Source organism: Microbacterium jejuense, assembly GCF_019511665.1.
Lineage (GTDB): Bacteria > Actinomycetota > Actinomycetes > Actinomycetales > Microbacteriaceae > Microbacterium > Microbacterium jejuense_A.
Genome location: NZ_JAEUAW010000001.1, coordinates 1 through 19,528 on the forward strand (window position 1 = coordinate 1; position 19,528 = coordinate 19,528).

General features: G+C 71.3%; 13 protein-coding genes. 4 read left to right on the plus strand and 9 right to left on the minus strand.

The window, feature by feature from the left end; genetic code table 11:
• A partial coding sequence (locus tag JNB62_RS00005) for a beta-L-arabinofuranosidase domain-containing protein (RefSeq protein ID WP_220298835.1) occupies positions 1-2,262 on the plus strand: 2,262 nt, incomplete at its 5' end.
• Here JNB62_RS00005 and JNB62_RS00010 read toward each other — a convergent pair.
• Positions 2,263-3,330 (minus strand): LacI family DNA-binding transcriptional regulator, encoded by a 1,068-nt coding sequence (locus JNB62_RS00010; protein ID WP_220298836.1) that lies wholly within the window; start codon positions 3,328-3,330, stop codon positions 2,263-2,265. It abuts the gene before it with no gap.
• Between the two features lie 79 nt (positions 3,331-3,409).
• Positions 3,410-4,438: a hydroxyacid dehydrogenase gene (locus tag JNB62_RS00015; protein ID WP_220298837.1), complete on the minus strand. Its 1,029-nt coding sequence runs from the start codon at positions 4,436-4,438 to the stop codon at positions 3,410-3,412.
• Between the two features lie 196 nt (positions 4,439-4,634).
• On the opposite strand from JNB62_RS00015, the gene JNB62_RS00020 reads away from it, so the two are divergent.
• From JNB62_RS00020 to JNB62_RS00030, 3 genes are all read left to right on the plus strand, one after another.
• A complete protein-coding gene (locus tag JNB62_RS00020; RefSeq protein ID WP_220298838.1) occupies positions 4,635-6,026 on the plus strand; it encodes an ABC transporter substrate-binding protein in 1,392 nt (463 codons plus the stop codon).
• Positions 6,023-6,985: a carbohydrate ABC transporter permease gene (locus tag JNB62_RS00025; protein WP_220298839.1), complete on the plus strand. Its 963-nt coding sequence runs from the start codon at positions 6,023-6,025 to the stop codon at positions 6,983-6,985. The genes JNB62_RS00020 and JNB62_RS00025 overlap by 4 nt, the downstream gene beginning before the upstream one ends.
• A gap of 98 nt (positions 6,986-7,083) precedes the next feature.
• Positions 7,084-7,911: a carbohydrate ABC transporter permease gene (locus tag JNB62_RS00030; protein ID WP_308291680.1), complete on the plus strand. Its 828-nt coding sequence runs from the start codon at positions 7,084-7,086 to the stop codon at positions 7,909-7,911.
• A 191-nt stretch (positions 7,912-8,102) separates the two neighbouring features.
• On the opposite strand, the gene JNB62_RS00035 is transcribed toward JNB62_RS00030, so the two are convergent.
• From JNB62_RS00035 to JNB62_RS00065, 7 genes are all read right to left on the minus strand, one after another.
• Positions 8,103-8,987: a sugar phosphate isomerase/epimerase family protein gene (locus JNB62_RS00035; protein WP_220298841.1), complete on the minus strand. Its 885-nt coding sequence runs from the start codon at positions 8,985-8,987 to the stop codon at positions 8,103-8,105.
• Positions 8,984-10,201, minus strand: a complete 1,218-nt coding sequence (locus JNB62_RS00040) for a dihydrodipicolinate synthase family protein (protein ID WP_220298842.1) — start codon at positions 10,199-10,201, stop codon at positions 8,984-8,986. The genes JNB62_RS00035 and JNB62_RS00040 overlap by 4 nt, the downstream gene beginning before the upstream one ends.
• Positions 10,202-10,206: 5 nt before the next feature.
• Complete coding sequence (locus tag JNB62_RS00045) at positions 10,207-11,403, minus strand: Gfo/Idh/MocA family protein (protein ID WP_308291681.1); 1,197 nt, start codon at positions 11,401-11,403, stop codon at positions 10,207-10,209.
• A gap of 142 nt (positions 11,404-11,545) precedes the next feature.
• Positions 11,546-12,853: a glycoside hydrolase family 27 protein gene (locus tag JNB62_RS00050; protein WP_223230842.1), complete on the minus strand. Its 1,308-nt coding sequence runs from the start codon at positions 12,851-12,853 to the stop codon at positions 11,546-11,548.
• Entirely contained in the window at positions 12,850-15,195 is a 2,346-nt protein-coding gene (locus JNB62_RS00055) for a beta-galactosidase (RefSeq protein ID WP_220298843.1), read from the minus strand. Before JNB62_RS00055 ends, JNB62_RS00050 begins: the two co-directional genes overlap by 4 nt.
• A 62-nt stretch (positions 15,196-15,257) precedes the next feature.
• Positions 15,258-18,161, minus strand: coding sequence for a glycoside hydrolase family 2 TIM barrel-domain containing protein (locus JNB62_RS00060; RefSeq protein WP_308291682.1), 2,904 nt, complete (start codon positions 18,159-18,161; stop codon positions 15,258-15,260).
• A 71-nt stretch (positions 18,162-18,232) separates the two neighbouring features.
• On the minus strand, positions 18,233-19,522 hold the full coding sequence (locus tag JNB62_RS00065; RefSeq protein WP_220298844.1) for an ABC transporter substrate-binding protein: 1,290 nt from the start codon (positions 19,520-19,522) through the stop codon (positions 18,233-18,235).
• Between the last annotated feature and the right edge of the window lie 6 nt (positions 19,523-19,528).

The following is a 19,528-nucleotide window of genomic DNA, read 5'->3' on the forward strand; positions in this document are numbered from 1 at the left end:
GCCCCGCCCCCGTTCGCCCCGCCCGCGTCCGTGCGGCTGCAGCCCGGCGTCGACCTCGACGCGCAGCGTACGGTCACCGCGACGCTCCTGTGCCTCGACCCCGATCGCCTGCTGGCGCCGTTCCGCCGCGAGGCGGGTCTCCCGCACGCCGGGACGTACCCGGGCTGGGAGTCCGACGGCCTGGATGGCCATACCGCCGGCCATGTCCTCTCTGCCGCGAGCACGCTGGCCGCGGCAGGCGACGCCCCATCGGCCGAGCTTGTGCGGACCCTGGTGCGCGGTCTGCGCGAGTGTCAGCTCGCACGCGGCACGGGCTACATCGGCGGCGTCCGCGACGGCGAGGCGCGCTGGGACGGACTGCGCGCCGGCCGTATCGATGTGGACGCCTTCCTCGACGGCCGCTGGGTGCCGCTGTACAACCTGCACAAGGTGCTCGCCGGGCTCGTCGACGCGGTCGAGCTCACCTCGGTCCCGCTTGCCCGCGAGACGCTCGACGACCTCGGCACATGGTGGCTGGGCGCGGCCGCCGACCTCGACGACGCCACCTTCGACCGTTTGATCGAGTGCGAGTTCGGCGGCATGACCGAGGCGTTCGCACGGCTCGCCCTGATCACGCACGACACGGCGTACCTGCGCCTCGCGCGGCGGTTCGCGCGCCGCGGACTCGTCGAGCCCCTCGCGTCCGGGCGCGACGAGCTGGACGGCCTGCACGCGAACACCCAGATCCCCGTGGTGGTGGGCTTCGCGACGATCGAGCGGGCGGCGCGCGAGCTGGCGCCCGAGCTGCTTCCCGAGGTCGAGGCGCGCGAGGGGGCTGCCGCTCGCGTGTTCTTCGATCGCGTCGCACGGCACCGCAGCGTCGCGATCGGCGGCGACAGCGTGCGCGAGCACTTCGCGTCGGACTTCGCGAGCATGTTCATCGCGCGCGAGGGTCCCGAATCGTGCAACACCCACAACATGGTGAAGCTCGCCGCCGAGCTCCACCTGCTGACCGGCGACGACGCATATCTGCTGTGGGCCGAACGGGCGCGGACGAACCATCTGCGTTCTGCGCAGCATCCCGAACACGGCGGCCTCGTCTACTTCACGCCGCAGCGTCCCGCGCACTACCGCGTGTACTCGCCGGGGACCCAGGGCTTCTGGTGCTGCATGGGCTCGGGGTTCGAAGCGCAGGCGCGGCACGCGGCGCTCGTGTACGCCGTGGGCGCCGACGCGCTGCATGTCAACGCGTTCGTGCCCTCGCGGATCGAGCTCGAGGGAGCCACGGTCACGCTCGGGGTCGACACGGCGTCCGACGCGGCTGTCGTGCACGCGGCGCTCGAGGTCGCCGCAGCGCGGCCGGCGCGGGTTGCGGTGCTGATCCCGGACTGGGTCGACGGCGAGGCGGTCGTGATTGAGGATGCCGCGACCCGGCGCGTCCCGTCCGGCACGCGGGCGACGCTCGAGGTCGATTCCGGGTCCACGGTCGTGCGCTTCTCGCTGCCGCGCCGGCTGCGCTTCGAGCACCCGGCCGACGGCTCGGACTGGGCGTGGATCGTCGACGGACCCGATGTGCTCGCGCAGCGCATCCCCGACGACGACCTCGCGTACCGGGGGAGTGGCGCGCGCATGGGGCACATCGCCACCGGGCCGCTCCGCCCGCTCGCCCAGACGCCGGTGCTCGCTCCCGACGCGCTCGACACCGCGGTGCGGACGGCACCGGGGCGCGTCCGGGTGCCGACCGCCGACGGAGGCTCGGTCGAGCTGGAGCCGTTCGCGGGCATCCACGACGCCCGCTACACCGTGTCGTGGCCGATCGCCGTCACGTCGGTGGGCGAGCGCCGGGCCGCGCTCGAGGCGATCGACGCGGCATCCCTCGGCCTCGAGGCGCGCACGCGCGACGTCATGACCTTCGGCGAGCAGCAGCCGGAGTCCGACCACGGCCTGACGGCGCCGGACGAGCAGATCGGCGTCGACGGCGACACCCGATGGCGCCGCACGCACGGCACCATCGCCCTCACGCTGCGCGACTGGAGCGCCACCGCCGAGTCGTTGCGGGTGTCGTGGCTGGCGACCGACGGTGCCGCGCACATCCGTGTGACGGTGGGGGATGCCGTCGTCCTCGACGAGCCCGTCCCGCCCGGGTCGCCCGCACTCATGCTCGAGGTGCCGCTGCACCTCGAGCCGGGCACCGTGGAGTTGCAGGTACGCATCGACGGCGCCGGCGGAGCGACGCCGCCGCTGCGGGAGCTGCGGCTGCTGGCCGCGGCGTCCGACCGCTGATCAGATCGACGACGGCGGAGCGGTCGATGCGCGCAGGATGAGCCGCGGCTCGACCTGAAGCTGCAACGGCGGCTCCGCGCTGGGTTCGCGGATGAGCTCCAGCAGCATGCGGGTGGCGTGGGCGCCCACGCGCCGCCGGTCGGGTGCGACGGCCGAGATCGGGGGATCGGCATGCGCCGACACATCGTCGTCGTACGCGACGATCGACAGCTGCTCGGGCACCGACAGGCCGCGACCGCGCGCGTTCTGAACGAGGCCGAACAGCGAGTTCTCGTCGCCGTGACTGAAGACCGCCGTCGCTCCGATGCGCTGGACGGTGTCGAGCACGACGTCCGCGCTGCCGCGCTCCCATGTCGGACCGGCACCGAGCTCGTTCGGGCCGAGAATCGTGCTCGCCGAGTCCAGACCCAGCCGGCCGACCGCGTCAGCCCATCCGCGACGGACGAACTCGGCACTCTGAGACCTGCCCCGGCTCACCATCACGAGGCGTCGGTGGCCGAGGTCGCGCAGGTGGCGCAGTGCGCTCATGGCGCCGCGCTCGTGCGCGGAGCGGACCGACGACACCGACCCGAGTCCGCCGCCCGGGGTCTCGCGCTCGACGAAGACGACCGGCACGCTCAGGTCGCCCACGAAGGTGTCGAAGTCGGCGGACTCCTCGCGCTCAGAGATCGAGGGGACCCATAGCAGGCCGTCCACGCCGCTGTCGATGAGTTCGCGGACGAGACGGTACTCCTCAGACAGGTCGTATTCCGAGATCGCCAGCTTCATCTCGCCGCGCCCGCGCAGGGCGTCGCCGATGCCGTCGACCACGAACCGGTAGTAGTACGACGTCGGGATGACCACGCCGATCGTCACAGTGGTCGTGAGGTCGGGCAGGTCGCCCGGTTCGGCAGCGATGATCGCACCGCCGCGGACCTTGGCGAGCAGGCGGTCGGCCACAAGAGCGTCCAGGTCGCGGCGCACGGTCACATGCGAGACGCCGAGGTCGGTCACCAGGCGAGTGACGCTGACAGCGCCATCCTGACGCGCGAGGTCGAGGATGCGAGCGCGCCGCTCCGCTGCGAGCATGTGTCCCCTCCGTTCCCGCCGCGCGCCCAGACTAACGAACTCGGCGCGCTCGCTCATCGTCGTGCCCTCCCACCGCGGGTCACGCGATGAACTCCAGGCTTCTGCGGTCGACGGGGTGACGCGGAGGACGGCCCTGCCCGATGCGTTCCAGCTCGTCCAGCACGGTGTCGGCCAGCCGGTGCGTCTCGGCGTGCATGGCGCCGGCGATATGGGGAGTCAGCACGATACCGGGCGTCGTGAACAGGGCCGAGTCGGGCGGCAGAGGCTCCGGTTCGGTGACGTCGAGGATCGCTCGCAGACCTCCGGCGCGGCAGCGCGCCACGAGCGCCTCGCCGTCGATGAGCGACCCGCGCGCGGTGTTCACCAGCACCGCATCGTCGCGGAGGAGCGACAGTCGGCGCGCGTCGAGCAGGTGCCGGGTCTCGGGCAGCTCTGGAGCGTGCAGCGTCACGATGTCGCTGCGTCGGAGCAGGTCGTCGAGCCCGACCAGCTCGGCGCCCAGGAGCGCGGCCTGGCGCGCGCCCACGAGGGGATCGCTTGCGAGCACATCGACGTCGAACTGTCGCAGCAGCGCGGCGACGCGACGGCCGACTCGCGACAGTCCGACGATGCCGACCGTGCCGCCGAAGTTGACCGACGGTGGGATCCGCTCGCGCCACGGGCCGTCGACGGTTCGCTGCTGCGCGTAGCCCTCCGCATACCGCGCGGTGCGCTTGCCTTCGAGGAGGATGGTGGCGACCGTGAACTCGGCAACGGGGATCGCGTTGGCCTCGGCCGCGCTCGTGACCAGTATCCCGGCATCCCAGAACGCTTGACTGACGTGCCCTTTCACGGAGCCGCCGGCATGCACCACCGCGCGCAGCCGCGGCGCGGCCGCGATCACCTCGGCGCCGAGGTGCGGCGTTCCCCATCCCGTGACGAGCACCTCGACATCGCGCAACCGTGCGATCGCGCCCTCGGAGGCGAGCTCCTCCAGCCGAACCGGTTCCTCGAGGCGCACGAGCGCGCGCAGACGATCGAGGCGCGACGGGTCGAACAAGTCCCCGAACGAAGCGCGGCTCATGGTGAGCAGAGCCCTCGGGCGCCCGGTGTCCGGCGAAGGTGTCATGCGCCGATCTCACCATAAAGGAACAAAAAAGCACAACTCTGAAACCTCAAGTTGAGAAAAGATGAAAAAAGCTTGCGTATCGACTCTCCGGTCCGCATACTGACGGACGAACACACGACGACGTGTCACCGAGGTTCACGGTCTCGCCGTCTGTGCAAGCCGCGGCGCAGCCGCACCACCCCACCTCGGAGGCATCATGCATCAGCGAAAGCGTCGCCTGGCCGCGGCGTTCGTCCTCGTTCCCGCCCTGGCAGGCAGTGCGGTCGCCTGCAGCAGCGCCGGTCCGACCCCGCAGCAGACGGAGTCCGATCAGCCGCAGGCCGTCACCATAACCGTCATGGGAAAGCCCGCGGCGACGAACACCGCCGCGGTCGCCCTCTTCGAGCGGCAGGTCGCCGAGTTCGAGAAGGCCAATCCCGAGATCACGATCGAGGCCTCGGATGTGCCGTGGGATGCCAAGACCTTCGCCACCCGTCTGGCCGGCGGCAACGCACCCACCCTCCTGCGCATCCCGCTGACCGAGCCGCCCGCGCTCATCGAACGCGAGCAGGTCGCCGACCTGTCGGACGTCGTAGACGAGATCGACGGCTTCGACGAACTCAACCCACGGGTGATGCAGTTCCTCGAGCGCGACGGTGCGGTCTACGGGATACCGGAGAAGAGCTACGCCTTCGGGCTCGTCTACAACCGCGACCTGTTCCAGCAGGCCGGGCTCGACCCGGACGAACCGCCGACGACGTGGGACGAGGTGCGCGAATATGCGGCGCAGATCGCCGAGAAGACGGGCAAGACAGGGTTCGGTGAGATCAGCACCAACAACAGCGGCGGCTGGCACTTGACGGGGTACACGTACACGAACGGCGGGCAGATGATCGAACAGGAGCCTGACGGCACGTGGGTCGCTGCCTTCAATGACGACCCCGCCCGCGAGGTGCTCGAGACGTGGCAGAAGATGCGGTGGGACGACGATTCGCTCGGCGACAACGTCCTCGGCAAGCAGGAGGACCTCGTCGCGGAGTTCACAGCCGGCAACGTCGGCATGTGGGTCTCGGCGCCGCCGGACGTGTACCCCAACTACATCGCGCAGGGCGGCGATCCCGACGCGTTCGGTGCGGGGCCGATGCCGCAGGGCGGGGCTGACGCGACCCTTGCGGGAGCGACAGTGCTCATGGTGAGCGCCGATGCCACCGAGGCCGAGAAGCGCGCCGCGGTCAAGTGGATGGAGTATCGCGCGCTGCGCCCGAACTACGACCTCGAGGTCGCCGCCGAGACGGCTGAGGCGTCGGCGGCCGACGGGCTGCCGGTCGGCGTCCCGGTGCTGCCGATCTTCAGCGACGAGACGTACGCCGCCTATCGCGAGGCCATCGACGAATACGTCAATGTGCCGGTCGAGAACTTCGATCCGTATGTCGCGTCGCTCTCGGAGTTCGAGTACGTGCCGGAACCGCCGGTCGCCTCGCAGGAGATCTACGCGGCGCTCGACCCGCTGGTGCAGGCGGTGCTGACCGATCCGAACGCGGATATCGATGCGCTGCTCGATGACGCCGAGAGCCGCGTGAACACCATCCTCGCCCAATACGCCTCATGACGATCGCTCCCGAGCGCCTGGACGACGCGGCCGCCGGCCGCGTCGTCCAGGCGACGCCTGTCAGGCGGCGCGAGGGCAGACGGTCGGGCATGCGGCGACGCGCCGCTGTCGCGGGGCTGCTGTTCCTGCTGCCGTCTCTGCTGATCTTCGCGTACTTCGCGTGGTGGCCGATCCTGCAGAGCTTCACGCTCGCGTTCCAGCAGACGAACCTCGTCGAGCCCGCGGTATGGGTCGGCTGGCGCAACTTCGAGGTGCTGTTCGCCGATCCGCTGCTGCCGAAGGCTGCCGCGAACACTCTGTGGTTCACGGTTCTGTCGCTCGCGATCGGGCTGCCTGTACCGCTCGTGTGCGCCGTCCTCATGTCGGAGCTGCGTCACGGCGGCGCCGTCGCACGGGTCCTCGCGTACCTGCCGGTCGTCATCCCGCCGGTCGTCGCGGTGCTGCTCTTCAAGGTGTTCTTCGCCCCCGGCGAGTCGGGCGTGGCCAACAGCCTGCTGGGCATCGTCGGCATCGGCCCGCTGCCATGGCTGCAGTCCGCGGAGCTCGCGATGCCGAGCCTGGTGATCGCAGCGACATGGTCGGGCGCCGGCACGGCCGTGCTCATCTACCTCGCCGCGCTCACCGGCGTGAGCACCGAGCTCTACGAGGCGTCGGAGCTCGACGGCGCGTCCGTGTGGCGCCGAGTGTGGCACATCACGCTCCCGCAGATGCGCGGGGTCATCCTCGTGCTGCTCCTGCTGCAGATCATCGGGGCGATCCAGGTGTTCACCGAGCCGTACGTCATGACCGACGGCGGGCCCGCCAACGCCACGGTGACGATCATGCTGATGATCTATCGCTACGCCTTTCTCTTCGGAAACTACGGAGTCGCCACGGCCCTCAGCGTCCTGCTGGCGATGGTGCTCGTCATCGTCTCGGCGGTGTATCTGCGCCTGACCAGATCCTGGAGCACGCGATGACCACGACACGCGCCCCTCTTCGCGCCAGGAAGGCTTCGCGCTCCGGTCGGCCGCGGGAACGCGGCATCCTCTCACCCCACGACTGGAAGCGGCCCGGCGTGCGTGGAGGCTGGACGCTCCTTCACGTCGTGCTGGTGGCCGGTCTCGTCGGGTTCGGAGCCGTCCCCGTGGTGTGGATGCTGCGCGCGGCGATCTCGACCCCCACCGATCTGGTGCTGCGGCCCCTGAGCCTGATCCCCGAACCGGCGATGTGGGAGAACATCCCGGTCGCATGGGAGCTTCTCGACATCGGCCACTACCTGTGGAACACGGTCATCCTGGTGCTCGGGTCATGGGTCGTGCAGCTCCTCGTCTCGACCACAGCAGGATTCGCGCTCGCGGTGATCCGCCCCTGGTACGGCGGAATCGTCTACGGCGCCTTCCTCGTGACGCTCTTCGTACCGGCGACCGTGACCCTCATCGCCCTGTACCTGACGGTGCTGGACCTGCCGCTGATCGGGGTGAGCATCACCGACACGCCGTGGGCGGTCTGGCTGCCGGCGGGGGCGAACGCTTTCACGATCCTGCTCGTGAAGCAGTTCTTCGACGAGATCCCACGCGACCTGTTCGAGGCTGCGCAGATCGACGGCGCCGGCTGGTTCACGATCTTCTGGCGCATCGTGCTGCCGATGTCGCGTCCCATTCTGGCCGTCGTGTCGCTGCTGGCCATCATGTCGGCGTGGAAGGAGTTCCTGTGGCCGCTCATCGTGCTGACCGATCCCGGAGCGCAGCCGCTGTCAGTGGCGCTTCCGCGCCTGGCGCAGGCGACGAGCCCGGCCTATCTGATCGCCGGGCTGCTGATCGCCAGCATCCCGCCCATCCTGGTGTTCCTCATCTTCCAGCGCTCGATCGTCCGGGGTATCGGCTTCACCGGGTTGAAGGGCTGAGCGGGCGAGGCGCCTCCACCCGGTCGTTGAGCGAGCGAAGCCAGACGAAAAGCGGTGAGCGCCCGTCCATCCGCGCGACTCGCGGCGTTCCGTCTTCGCTCGTTCCTCGCTGGCTCAACGACCAGGGGGAACGACGGAGCGCCCGCGGGGGCCAAGAACCCCGCGGGCGCTCCGCGTCGTGGCGCGGCGCCTCAGTTCGTGACGCGCGCGCGGAGGTGGGGAGACACGGATGCCGCGAACCCCGCGGCGGTGCGCTCCACGACGGTGCGCGGGTCGGTGTCCCAGACCTCCTGGTTGAAGATCTCGACCTCGATGTCGCGGTCGTAGCCGGTCGCCTCGACGGCGGCGGTCAGCGATGCGAAGTCGATGACGCCGTCGCCCGGGTAGTGACGGCTGAGCAGGGCGTCCGCGGCGAGTGGCGTCTTCCAGTCGCACACCTGGTACGTGGCGATGCGGCCCTCGCGGCCCGCACGCTCGATCGAGGCGAGCACGTCGGGATCCCACCAGATGTGGAAGGTATCGACGGTCGCGCCGACGACGGCGGGATCGAAGTCGGCCGCGATGTCGAGCGCCTGGCCGAGCGTCGAGACGACGCAGCGGTCCGACGCGTACATGGGATGCAGCGGCTCGATCGCGAGGGTGACGCCTGCGGCGGCGGCATCCGGAACCAGCTCTCCGATCGCGTCGCGCACGCGCTCACGCGCACCGATCAGGTCGCGCGAGCCCTCGGGAAGGCCGCCGGCCACCAGCACCAGAATGGCGGTCGACCCGGTCGCGCCCGCGGCGGCGAGCGTCGCGGTCTCTTCGATCGCGACGCGGTTGTCATCGATCGACGCGCGGCGGGCCGGACCCTCGGGCACCGTGAAGAAGCCCCCGCGGCAGTGCGTCGTGAAGCGCAGACCGGAGTCGGCGAGTATCGACGCGGCGGTCTGCAGGCCCACCTCGTTCACGGGCTCGCGCCACAGGCCGATGCCCTGCACGCCGGCCTCGGCCGTCACGCGCAGCGCGGTGGCGAGGTCGGCGTACTTGATGGTCGCCTGGTTGATCGACAGGCGCGGGTCGACGAAGCCGGTCATCCCAGCACCCCCGGAACCTCGATGCCGTTGTGACGCAGCATGCCGTGCCAGCGGATCGCGGCCAGCTCGGGCTGCTCCAGTGCCAGGGACGCGTTCGCGAGCTCGACGATGCGCGACAGGTGCGGCAGGCTCCGCGCCGAGTGCAGCCCGCCGACCATCTGGAACGCGGGCTGGTGGCCGTTGAGCCACGAGAGGAACGCGACGCCCGTCTTGTAGTAGAACGTCGGCGCGGCGAACACCTGGCGGCTGAGCTCCTCGGTAGGGCCGAGGATCTCGAGGTACCCCGCCGGGTCGCCGGCGTCGAGCGCCTGGATCGCCGCCGACGCGACCGGCGTGATGGCCGCGAACGCGCCGAGCAGCGCGTCCGAGTGCCGGCGAGGGGATGCCGCATCCCGAGCGGGCTGGGTCGCGTCGGGCACGTCGGCACCGCCGATGAGGCCGACGTAGTTGAAGTCGTCGCCGGTGAACATGCGCACGGACTCGGGGAGCCGTTCGCGCACCGACACCTCGGAGGCGGCATCCAGCAGGCTCATCTTGACGCCCGCGACCTTGTCGACATTCTCGCCGATGATGTCGAGCAGCACCGCCGACGCCTCGCGCCAGTCCGACGAGCCGAAGTAGCCCTCGAGCACCGGGTCGAACGCCGTGCCGAGCCAGTGCAGCACGACCGGGGTGGTCGCCGACTGCAGCACCTCGCGGTACACGCGGCGGTAGTCGTCGGCCGACTCGGCGACGCGCGCCAGGTGGCGCGACGCCATCAGCACGGGACCCGCGCCCTGCTCTTCGGTGAAGTGCAGCTGCTGCTTGTACGCGTCGATCACCTGCGACACAGAGATGCGCTCGTCGTCGACGTGGTCGGTGTTGACGCCGACGACGACCGAGCCGCCCTCCTCGCGGGCGACCTGCGCCGAACGCGCGATGAGGTCGCGCGTCGCGGCGGCGTCGAGGCCCATGTTGCGCTGCGCGGTGTCCATGGCGTCGGCGACGCCCAGGCCCCACGAGTACACCGCGCGGCGGAAATCGAGCGTGGCATCCCAGTCGACCTCGGCCGGCCGGCCCGGGGTGTTGTCGGCCCACGTCCGGGGCACCACGTGCGCGGCGGCGTACGCCACGCGCGAGCGCAGCGGGCCGTCGGGGCGCGTGTAGCCCGGGGCGTCGTTCAGCTCGGCGGTGGAGAGCACCCCGTCGGACGAGATGAGGGTGAGGTGCGGCATCCCGATCACTCCAGGGTGAGCGCCGGCAGCTCGACCTTGCGGCCCTCGCGGCTGGACTGCAGGCCGGCTTCGGCGAGCAGCACGCCGCGCGCGCCCGAGAGCAGGTCGAACGCGTAGGGGGTGTCGAGCACGTACGACTCGAGGAACTCCTCCCACTGCTGGCGGAAGCCGTTCTGGAACACGTCGTTCGTCGGAACCTCGGCCCAGTCGGCGTCGTAGTCGTGCTCGTCGGCCAGGTCGGGGTTCCACACCGGCTTCGGGGTGGCGTTGCGGTGCTGGATCTTGGCGCCGAACAGGCCCACGACGGCCGAGCCGTGCGTGCCGTCGACGTGGAACTCGACGAGCTCGTCGCGGTTCACGCGCACCGTCCACGACGAGTTGATCTGCGCCACGATGTCGCCCTCGAGCTCGAAGATGCCGTACGCGGCGTCTTCGGCGGTCGCGGTGTAGTGCTCGCCCTTCTCGTCCCAGCGGTCCTGGATGTGCACCGCGGCCTGCGCGTAGACGGTCTTGACGTCGCCGAACAGGTTCTCGAGCACGTAGTTCCAGTGCGGGAACATGTCGACGATGATGCCGCCGCCGTCCTCGGCGCGGTAGTTCCAGGACGGGCGCTGCGCGGGCTGCCAGTCGCCCTCGAACACCCAGTAGCCGAACTCGCCGCGCACCGACAGGATGCGGCCGAAGAAGCCGGAGTCGATGAGGCGCTTGAGCTTCTGCAGGCCGGGCAGGTACAGCTTGTCGTGCACGACGCCGGTCTTGACGCCCGCATCCTGTGCGAGCTTCGCGAGCTCGAGAGCCTCGTCGACCGTCTCGGCCGTGGGCTTCTCGGTGTAGATGGTCTTGCCGGCCGCGATCGCCTTGCGCAGCGCCGCGGCGCGCGCCTTGGTGACCAGGAAGTCGGCGTAGATCTCCCAGCGCGGGTCGGCGAGGGCGGCGTCGAGATCGGTCGTGTAGTCCTCGATGCCGTGCTTGGCGGCGAGCTCGGCGAGCTTGGCCTCGCTGCGGCCGACGAGCAGCGGCTTGACCGTGACGCGCGTGCCGTCGGACAGCTCGATGCCGCCCTGGTCGCGGATCGCGAGGATCGAGCGCACGAGGTGCTGCCGGTAGCCCATGCGGCCCGAGACGCCGTTCATGATGATGCCGATCTCACGCACCTGGGGGAGTGCCTCGGTGCCGGCGGGGGCGAGGGTCGTGTCGGTCACGGGGTCCTGCTTTCTTCTCTGAATGCTCTGGGTACCCGGTGGCGTGCGAGAACCGGGTAAACGCTTTCCAACAGTGTGCCATGAGAGGGGATGCCTCGCAAGCGCTTTCCCGCGGCATCCCGTGTCTCCGCACCGGTGCTGCTCACGCGCGCAGCAGCACGCAGCCGTGGGGCTCCAGTTCCACTCGCACGACGCTGCTGCCGGGGGCGACGCCGCGTGCGGCGTTCGACTGCTCGTGGACGGACTCGACCGCAACGGACTGGCCGGACCACACGTCCACGACGGCGGCGGGCGCGGGGCCCAGCCGGAGCGAGCGTGTGTCGAACGGCTCGGTGCGGGCCTCTCCCGAGACGTCGAACACCGCGACCCAGCGCTCGCCCTCGGGTCCGCGGGCCGACCACACCACGAGTCCGCGCTCGCGCAGCAGCTCGCGGTTGCCGTGCGATTCACGCAGCACCCGCAGCACGTCGTCGTTCGTGAAGAGGGCGACCGTCTCGGGAGCGCTCGTCGGAAGGTCGCCGCCGATCATGAGCGGCGAGCGGGCCATGACCCACAGCGTCACGACGGTGCGGCGCTCGGCGAGCGTCAGCGCGCCCTCGCGGGGCTCGCCGCGCTCGGCGCGCAGGCCGATGCGGCCGAGCGGCAGCATGTCGGCGTCGGGCCAGCCGTCGGGGCCGGCGAACGGCGCCCACCGGGCGAGACGCGCGAAGTTGGGCTCGATGTCGTCCCAGCGGTCCCACACGTCATCGCACACGCGCCACATCGTCGCGTTCGCGCGCAGGTGGTCGAGGTGCGCGGCCGACAGGTCGCGTCCCGGCGAGAGCGAGAGGGCGATCTCGCGGTCGGCGCGCTGCACGGCGAGCGAGTAGGCCTCGATGTCGGGCACCTGGTAGGGCCACAGCATGTCGTCTGCCTTGACGAAATCGATGCCCCACTCGGCGAACTGCGCGACGCAGGAGTCGTAGTACGCCTGCGCGGCGGGGTTCGCATGGTCGAGGCCCACGTAGTGCGGGTTCCACTCGCACACGTTCGTCGGATCGGCGATCTGCGCGGCCGTGGCGTCCGTGCCGAGCACCGGCGTGTCTGCCTGCACCGCGACACGGGGGATGCCGCGCATGACGTGGACGCCGAGCTTCAGGCCGAGCTCGTGCAGGCGCGCGGCGAGCGGACCGAAACCGGCGCCGCCGGCCGAGCTCGGGAACCGCACCGGGTCGGGCTGCAGGCGTCCGCAGGCGTCGATGAGCAGGGGAGCGGACTCGTTGTACCCGTGCGGGCGCGCCGTCGGATCGGCCCAGTCGATGTCGATGACGACGGTGTCCCAGCCGTGGCGCAGCAGGTGCTCGGCCATGAAGGCGGCGTTGGCGAGCACCTCGTCCTCGGTGACGGTGGTGCCGTAGCTGTCCCAGCTGTTCCAGCCCATCGGCGGCGTGGGGGTCTTGCGCAGGGTCATCGGGATGTCTCCTTCTCGCGCCACAGTGCGCGCTGGCCGATCGTCACGGACTCGAGGTCGCACAGCATCCCGTCAGCGGCGACCCGCAGGGCGGCTGCATCCGCCGGCAGGTGAACGCCGCTGTCGGAGCGCAGCGGCAGGATGCGCAGCTCCACGAGCGAGCCGGGGCGGACGCCGAGGTCGGTGAGGTTCGCGACGAGGTCCGACCCGTCCCAGAAGCGGTCTGTGGCGGTCTCGCCGTCCACGCGCAGCTGTGCGACATCGCCCGCCCACCGGATCCGCAGCACGGCATCGTCGGTGTGGGACGGCACCTCGATCGCGTACACGGCTGCGTGCGCGTCGAGCACGGCGTCGCGCGGCGCGGCCTGGCGTCCGTCGCGGCTGCCGTAGTCCCCCGACGGCACGGAGGCGTCCCGCACCCTGCGGACGGGGCAGGATGCCGTCACGCCGAGGCCGTCGACGAGCCCGAGGTCGAGCGCACGCCAGGCTCCGTCGGCGTACTCGCGCACGTCGGGGCGAGCGGCGCTCGACCGCACGGATACGGAGGCCGCGGCATCCCACGTCACCTCGTTCGGCGACACGAGCAGCCGCCGTTCGCCGGCGTCGACGACCCACGCGTCGGCCGCGTCGGCCGCGGTCAGCACCAGCACGTCGAGCGCGCCGCCGAGGCGCAGCGCCCCGGCCCCGGGCTCGACGCGGTGGGCGACGCCGTCGTGCACGATCTCGACCGGGATGCCGGCATCCTCTGCGAGCACAAGGGTGGGCACGGCGCCCGGCAGCACCGTCACGGCCGACGCCGTGGCCCAGTCGACCGTCACGCCGCCGACCTCGAGTCCGAGCGGCCAGCGCGCCAGCGTCCCGGGCGGGATGTCGACGGGCGTGGTCGGCAGCTCGAGCGGCCCACGCGGCGTGCTGACGCGGAACCGCGCGCCGCGGTACGCCGGCAGCGGCTCGTGAGGCTGGTGCCGGCCGATGAACAGGAACCCCGCACCGTCGTCCGCGCGCACGGCCCACCGCAGCGTGTCGGAATCCTCCACGCCGGCGGGTCGCACGTCGGGCAGGTACGACGGCATCGGCGCGAGCCGGTCGCCGAACGCCGCGGCGAACGCGTGCTGCTGCCGCAGCGCCGCGTGGCTCGGCGCTGTACGTCCGGCTTCGCCGATCGGCGCGTGGAAGTCGTAGCCTCGCGGCGTCATGTCGTTGGGGTAGCCGGTCGCCTGCGTCTCTTCGAGGTCGGGGCCCGGGTTCGTGCCGCCCGCGTACATGTAGTACCCCTGCCACGCCGAGCCGCTGCCGAGCTTCGCATGGGCGACGGCGGCGACGTCCAGAGCCCCAGGCCGCGGGCGCCGGTGGTACGCCGTCGCCATGCCTCCGCCGAGCTCGCACGTCGCGGGCGGGAACCACGGCGAGAGGTCGCGCGCCCGCGCCTCGTCTCGCCTGTGCTCCCTCAGCGACCCAGGGCTCCGGTCGCTGAGCGAGGGAGGAACGACCGAGACGAAGCGCGACTCGGGCGATCCGGGGGAGGCGGGCGTGACGGCATCCACGTCTCGCACGTCGGCGCCGATGCCGGGGTCGTCCCAGGTGTCGGAGAAGAAGAAGTGCGCGCGGAAGGTGGGGTCCCAGGGCTCGTCGGGGTCGACCCAGAAGCCGTCGCCGTACCCGCCCCACAGCGGCAGCACCTCGGGGTCGGGCAGCTGCGCGCCGCCCCACGCGGTCGCGGTCCACAGCGGCGCCGACAGGCCCGCCTCGCGCGCGAGGCGCTTGAGCGTGAGCAGATGCCCGGGCTGGTCGTACAGCTCGTTGTCGAGCTGGATGCCGAGCAGCGCGTCGGGTGTTCCGCGATCGCCCAACGCCCCGGCGATGCGCGCGAACCACTCGCGCACGAGCCGAAGGTACGCGGGATCGTCGGTGCGGTGCGCGGCCGGCGCCTGCTGCACCCAGTCCGGAAGGCCGCCGTTGCGCATCTCGCCGTGCACCCACGGCCCGATGCGCAGCACGACCTCCAGGCCCTCGGCGCGGACCGCGTCGACGAACGCGCCGACGTCGTACCGTCCGTCGAACCGGGCATGGCCGCGCACGGGCTCGTGGTGCAGCCACGGCACGTATGTCGAGACGACCGTGATCCCGCCCGCACGCATGAGCCGCACGCGCTCGGTCCAGCGCTCACGCGGGACGCGCGTGTAGTGCAGCTCGCCCGAGACCGGCAGCCACGGCCGTCCGTCGCGGAGCAGGCAGCGGCTCGTGATCCCGATTCCGGGCCGGACGTCCTCGTCATTCGCCATGCGCGGGCGTCGCTCGGCGCGCGCGGGCGCGGTGGCGTCGACGTGCAGCAGGCCCGTCATCGCGGGTCGAGGCGGGCGGTCGCGTCGGTCATCGGGGCTCCCGTGAAGGTCGGCGGGTCGGTTCAGAGCGGAAGATGCTCGAACGTGAGTGACATCGTGGCGGCGCGAGGGAAGAGGCGATGCCGCGGCAGCACGCCGGGCCCGCACGACGCCGTGCCGACACCCGCCTGGGCGAGGTCGACCGAGACGAAGGTGCGGCCCTCGTCGGGCAGCTCCCAGTCGTGCGCGGCAGCAGCCAGGGCGCGCCGGCTGTGCGGCGACACCGTGAGTGCGAACGGCGCGGTGAGCGAGCGGATGCGCAGCGCGCCCTCCCGCAGGCGGATCGTCGCCTCGCTCACGTCGATGCGCGACCCGCTCTCTTGCGGACGCACGTGGTCGACGGTGAGCTCGTCCGCGGGGATGCGCCACCACCCGAAGCGCGCCCCCGAACGCAGGTCGGGATAGCTCGGCACGGGACCGTACCCGACGACATCGACGTCGCCGGGAGCGCCGGGCAGCTCGAAGTCGAGCCCGAGCCGGGCCCACTCGCCCGTCCAGTGTCCGTGCGGCTCGAGCGCGATGTCGAGGCGCACGGCGCCATCGTCGAGCGCCGACCACGTCGCGGTGGCGTCGATCGCGCTGTCGAAGATCGGGGTGCCGCTGCGGGTCCGCACGCGTACCGCGCCGCCTTCGGCGTGGATGCTCACGAGGCGCGAGACCATGCGGTCGATCGCGGCGTCGTGCCACCGTTCGGCCATCGACGGCAGGTCGAGCTCTTCGAGACCGTAGTCGCGGTCGTTGTCGGTCGGCGCGCGCCATACGCCGACGGTCGGACCGTCGAGCGCGAGCCCGCCCAGGGCGATCACGCGTCCGGTGGCCGGGTCGAGTTCCAGCGCTCCGACGCCGCGATCGGATGCCGTCGCGGCGGCGGGCGCAGCCGCCGCGCGGGCGCGGCGCACGACGTCCTGGCCGATGCCGACTTCGTGTCCTGCCGCCGCCCACGCCGTGTCGGCGACGGTCGTGGCCGTCACGGTGAGGACGTCCGATACGGCGTGCTCGCGGGGAGTGCGCGCCGCCTCGGGCAGCTCGACGTCGGCCGCGGAGCGGGCAGGGCACGACGGGAGCGTGAGGATGCCGGCATCCACCCGCTCTCCGTCGACGACGCGCTCCCACGACAGCGCGACGTGGCCGAGGTCGAGCGTGTCGTACCGGTTGGCGACGGCGACGCGACCGCGGTCGGCGGCCACGGTCACGACCACGGGCGCGATGACGGCCGCGTAGTGGATCAGCCCGGGCCGCGGACGGCGGTCGGGGTCGACGAGGCCGTCCATGACGAAGTTGCCGTCGTGCACGGACTCGCCGAAGTCGCCCCCGTAGAGCATGCGGCGGCGGCCCGTGCCGTCGTCGGGGGCGAGGATGCCGTGCTCGATCCACTCCCACACGAAGCCGCCGGCGAGCCGCGGGTACTGCTCGAAGAGGTCCCAGTACTCCTGCATGCCGCCGGGGCCGGTGCCCATCGCGTGGGCGAACTCGCACTGGATCACCGGAAGCGACAGGCGGTGCAGCTCGTCGGCCGTCGCCCGGACGGGCGCGGGGCGAAGGCCCTCTTCGCCGAGCTCGCGGATCCGGTCGTGCGGCGCGTACATGAGCGAGTACACGTCGACGTAGCGGCTCGCGGGGTCGCCCTCGTAGTGCACCAGGCGCGTCGGGTCGAACTCCTTCGTCCAGCGTGCCATCGCCTCGAGGTTGGCGCCGCGATACGACTCGTTGCCCAGCGACCAGAGGATGACGCTCGCGTGGTTCTTGTCGCGGTGGACGGTGCGCCGCATGCGGTCGAGATAGGCCTCGCGCCAGGCCGGTTCGTCGCTCGGCACTCCCTGCCAACCGACGCGGTCGAAGCCGTGCGCTTCGAGGTCGCATTCCAGGATGACCCAGAAGCCGAGCTCGTCGAACAGATCGAGCACGTCGGGGTGCGGCGGATAGTGGGACGTGCGGATCGCGTTGATGTGGTGGCGCTTCATGAGCAGCAGCTCGTCGCGGACCACCTCGGCGTCGAACACGCGCCCGCGCTCGGGGTGGTGCTCGTGGCGGTTGACGCCGCGGAACATGATGGGCGCGCCGTTGACGAGCAGCTGGGCGTCGACGACCTCGACGCGGCGGAACCCGATGCGCAGGCGCGCGGTCTCGGCGGCGGTGCGCACCTCGACGTCGTACAGGCGCGGACGCTCGGCGCTCCACGGCTCGATGCCATCGAGGCGCAACGCCGTGCCGGCGGGGGCGTCGACGCCGAGCTCGGGGATCACGATCCGGGCGGCGCCGTGGCCATCGACCTCGACAGCCGCCTCGAGCACACCGGCGCCGGTCGTCGTGTCGTAGCCGGCGCGCACGAACACGTCGTCGATACCGCCGTCGGGGCGGGCGAGCAGCGTGACGCTGCGGAACACGCCCGGCAGCCACCACATGTCCTGGTTCTCGACGTACGTGGCGTCGCTGAACTGCGCGACCCGCACCGCCAGACGGTTCACACCGGCCGTGAGCACGCCCGACACGTCGAACTCGTGAGTCAGGCGGCTGCCGCGCGTCGTGCCGAGGAGCGTGTCGTTGAGCCAGACCTCGGCCGCGGACTCGATGCCGTCGAAGCGCAGCAGGCGGCGGCGGTGGGCGAGCACGCCGTCGGACGGCACGAACTCGAACCGGTGATCGCCGATCGGGTTCGCGTCGGGCGGGTGCGGCGGGTCGAGCGGGAACGGCATCTGCACGTTGGAGTACGCCGGCGATCCGTACCCCTGCAGGTTCCAGTGGCCGGGCACCTCGACCTCGCCCCAGCTCTCGGCATCCTCGGTGCGCCAGTCCGCCGGCGCGCTGCGCAGCGACGGTGAGACGCGGAACCTCCAGCGCCCGTCGAGCGACTGCTGCGGGGCGTCGGACCGGAGCCGGGCGCGAGGTGCGATGGCGCCCGTCCCGGGCGCGGTGGTGGCGATGTCCACGGTGATTCCTCGTCGGATCGGAGAGAGCGGATGCCGCCGCACGAGCCGTGCGGCGGCATCCCCTCGAGAACTCAGCCGAGCACGCTGTCAGCTTCGGAGAAGAACTGCGACACCGCGTCGTCCACCGTGAGCGTACCCAGGCCCAGCTCCTTGCCGAGGTCCCAGAACTTCTGCTCGAGCGAGCCGTAGCCGGCCACGGGCACGGGCGGGGCGTCGCCGATGCGGTCGGCCTGCGAGTCGATGTAGTCGGCGACCTGCTTGTCGACGCCCTCGAGGGTGGTGCCCGCGAGCTTCGACGACGACGCCGGGTAGCCCAGCGTGGTGCCGAAGATCTCGCCCGCCTCTTCGCTGTTCACGACGAAGTCGAGGAACAGCGCGGACGCCTCGGGGTGCTCGGTGTTCGCCGAGATGGCGACCTGCAGCCCCGCCTGGCGGTAGAGGTCCTTCGCGCCCTTCTTGGCGATCGGCGGAGCGATCATCGAGATCGACGAGGCGCCAGAGTCGGCGAGGTAGCCGCCGAGGAAGTTGCTCCAGCTCATCTCGCTCGCCGTCGCCGCGGCCGCGAAGCCCGACTTCGGCGAGAGCTCCTCGAGCTTCTGCTGCGGGATCACGACGCCGTCGCGGATGCCGTCGCCCGACTCCCAGAAGTCACGGAGCTCGTCCTCGGTGAAGCCGAGCTCGCCGTCGTCGGTGTAGAGGTTCTCGCCGTTCGCGCGCAGCACGAGCTCGAAGGCCTGGATGCGCTGCGTGTAGTCGGTGCCGCCATAGGGATTGCCGCCGGTCGCCTCGGTGACCGAAGCCATCCAGTCGTCGAAGTCCTCGGCGCTCGTGCCGCCCTCCGGAGCCTCGATGCCGGCGGCTGCCAGCAGGTCGTCGTTGACGAAGTTCGCCCACAGGCTGAACCCGGTGGGCAGCGAGTACTGCACGCCATCGAGTGCGCCGGTGCCCAGCAGCGAGTCGTCGAAGGTCGTGGTGTCGATGTAGTCCGACACCTCGGCGAGGTCGAGCAGGTTGCTGGACTGGGCGTACTGGCGCAGGTAGCTGTCGGAGAACTGGAAGACGTCGGGCAGGTTTCCGCCCGCCGCCTCGGTCTGACGCTTCTCCCAGAAGCTCGGGTAGTCGCTGAACGAGGGGTTCACCGTGATGTTCGGGTACTTCTCGTTGAACGCGGCGATGAGGTCGTTGTACCGCGACGCGCGGTCGTCGTTGCCCCAGAACGCGAAGTCGATCGTGACCTTCTCGTCGGGGTCGAAGGCCTTGCCGCTGTCGGCGGCGTCGCCCGAGCCGGAGCATCCGGCGAGGACGAGGGCGGCGCTCGCGGTCAGGGCGCTGACGGCGAGCAGGGTACGGCGTGAGGGCATGGTGGT

Bases quoted from the DNA above. Each gene is read 5' to 3' on its own strand.
- JNB62_RS00010 (WP_220298836.1), bottom strand. From the start codon at position 3,330: ATGCTCGCAGCGGAGCGGCGCGCTCGCATCCTCGACCTCGCGCGTCAG.
- JNB62_RS00015 (WP_220298837.1), bottom strand. From the start codon at position 4,438: ATGACACCTTCGCCGGACACCGGGCGCCCGAGGGCTCTGCTCACCATG.
- JNB62_RS00020 (WP_220298838.1), top strand. From the start codon at position 4,635: ATGCATCAGCGAAAGCGTCGCCTGGCCGCGGCGTTCGTCCTCGTTCCC.
- JNB62_RS00025 (WP_220298839.1), top strand. From the start codon at position 6,023: ATGACGATCGCTCCCGAGCGCCTGGACGACGCGGCCGCCGGCCGCGTC.
- JNB62_RS00035 (WP_220298841.1), bottom strand. From the start codon at position 8,987: ATGACCGGCTTCGTCGACCCGCGCCTGTCGATCAACCAGGCGACCATC.
- JNB62_RS00040 (WP_220298842.1), bottom strand. From the start codon at position 10,201: ATGCCGCACCTCACCCTCATCTCGTCCGACGGGGTGCTCTCCACCGCC.
- JNB62_RS00050 (WP_223230842.1), bottom strand. From the start codon at position 12,853: ATGACCCTGCGCAAGACCCCCACGCCGCCGATGGGCTGGAACAGCTGG.
- JNB62_RS00055 (WP_220298843.1), bottom strand. From the start codon at position 15,195: ATGACGGGCCTGCTGCACGTCGACGCCACCGCGCCCGCGCGCGCCGAG.
- JNB62_RS00065 (WP_220298844.1), bottom strand. From the start codon at position 19,522: ATGCCCTCACGCCGTACCCTGCTCGCCGTCAGCGCCCTGACCGCGAGC.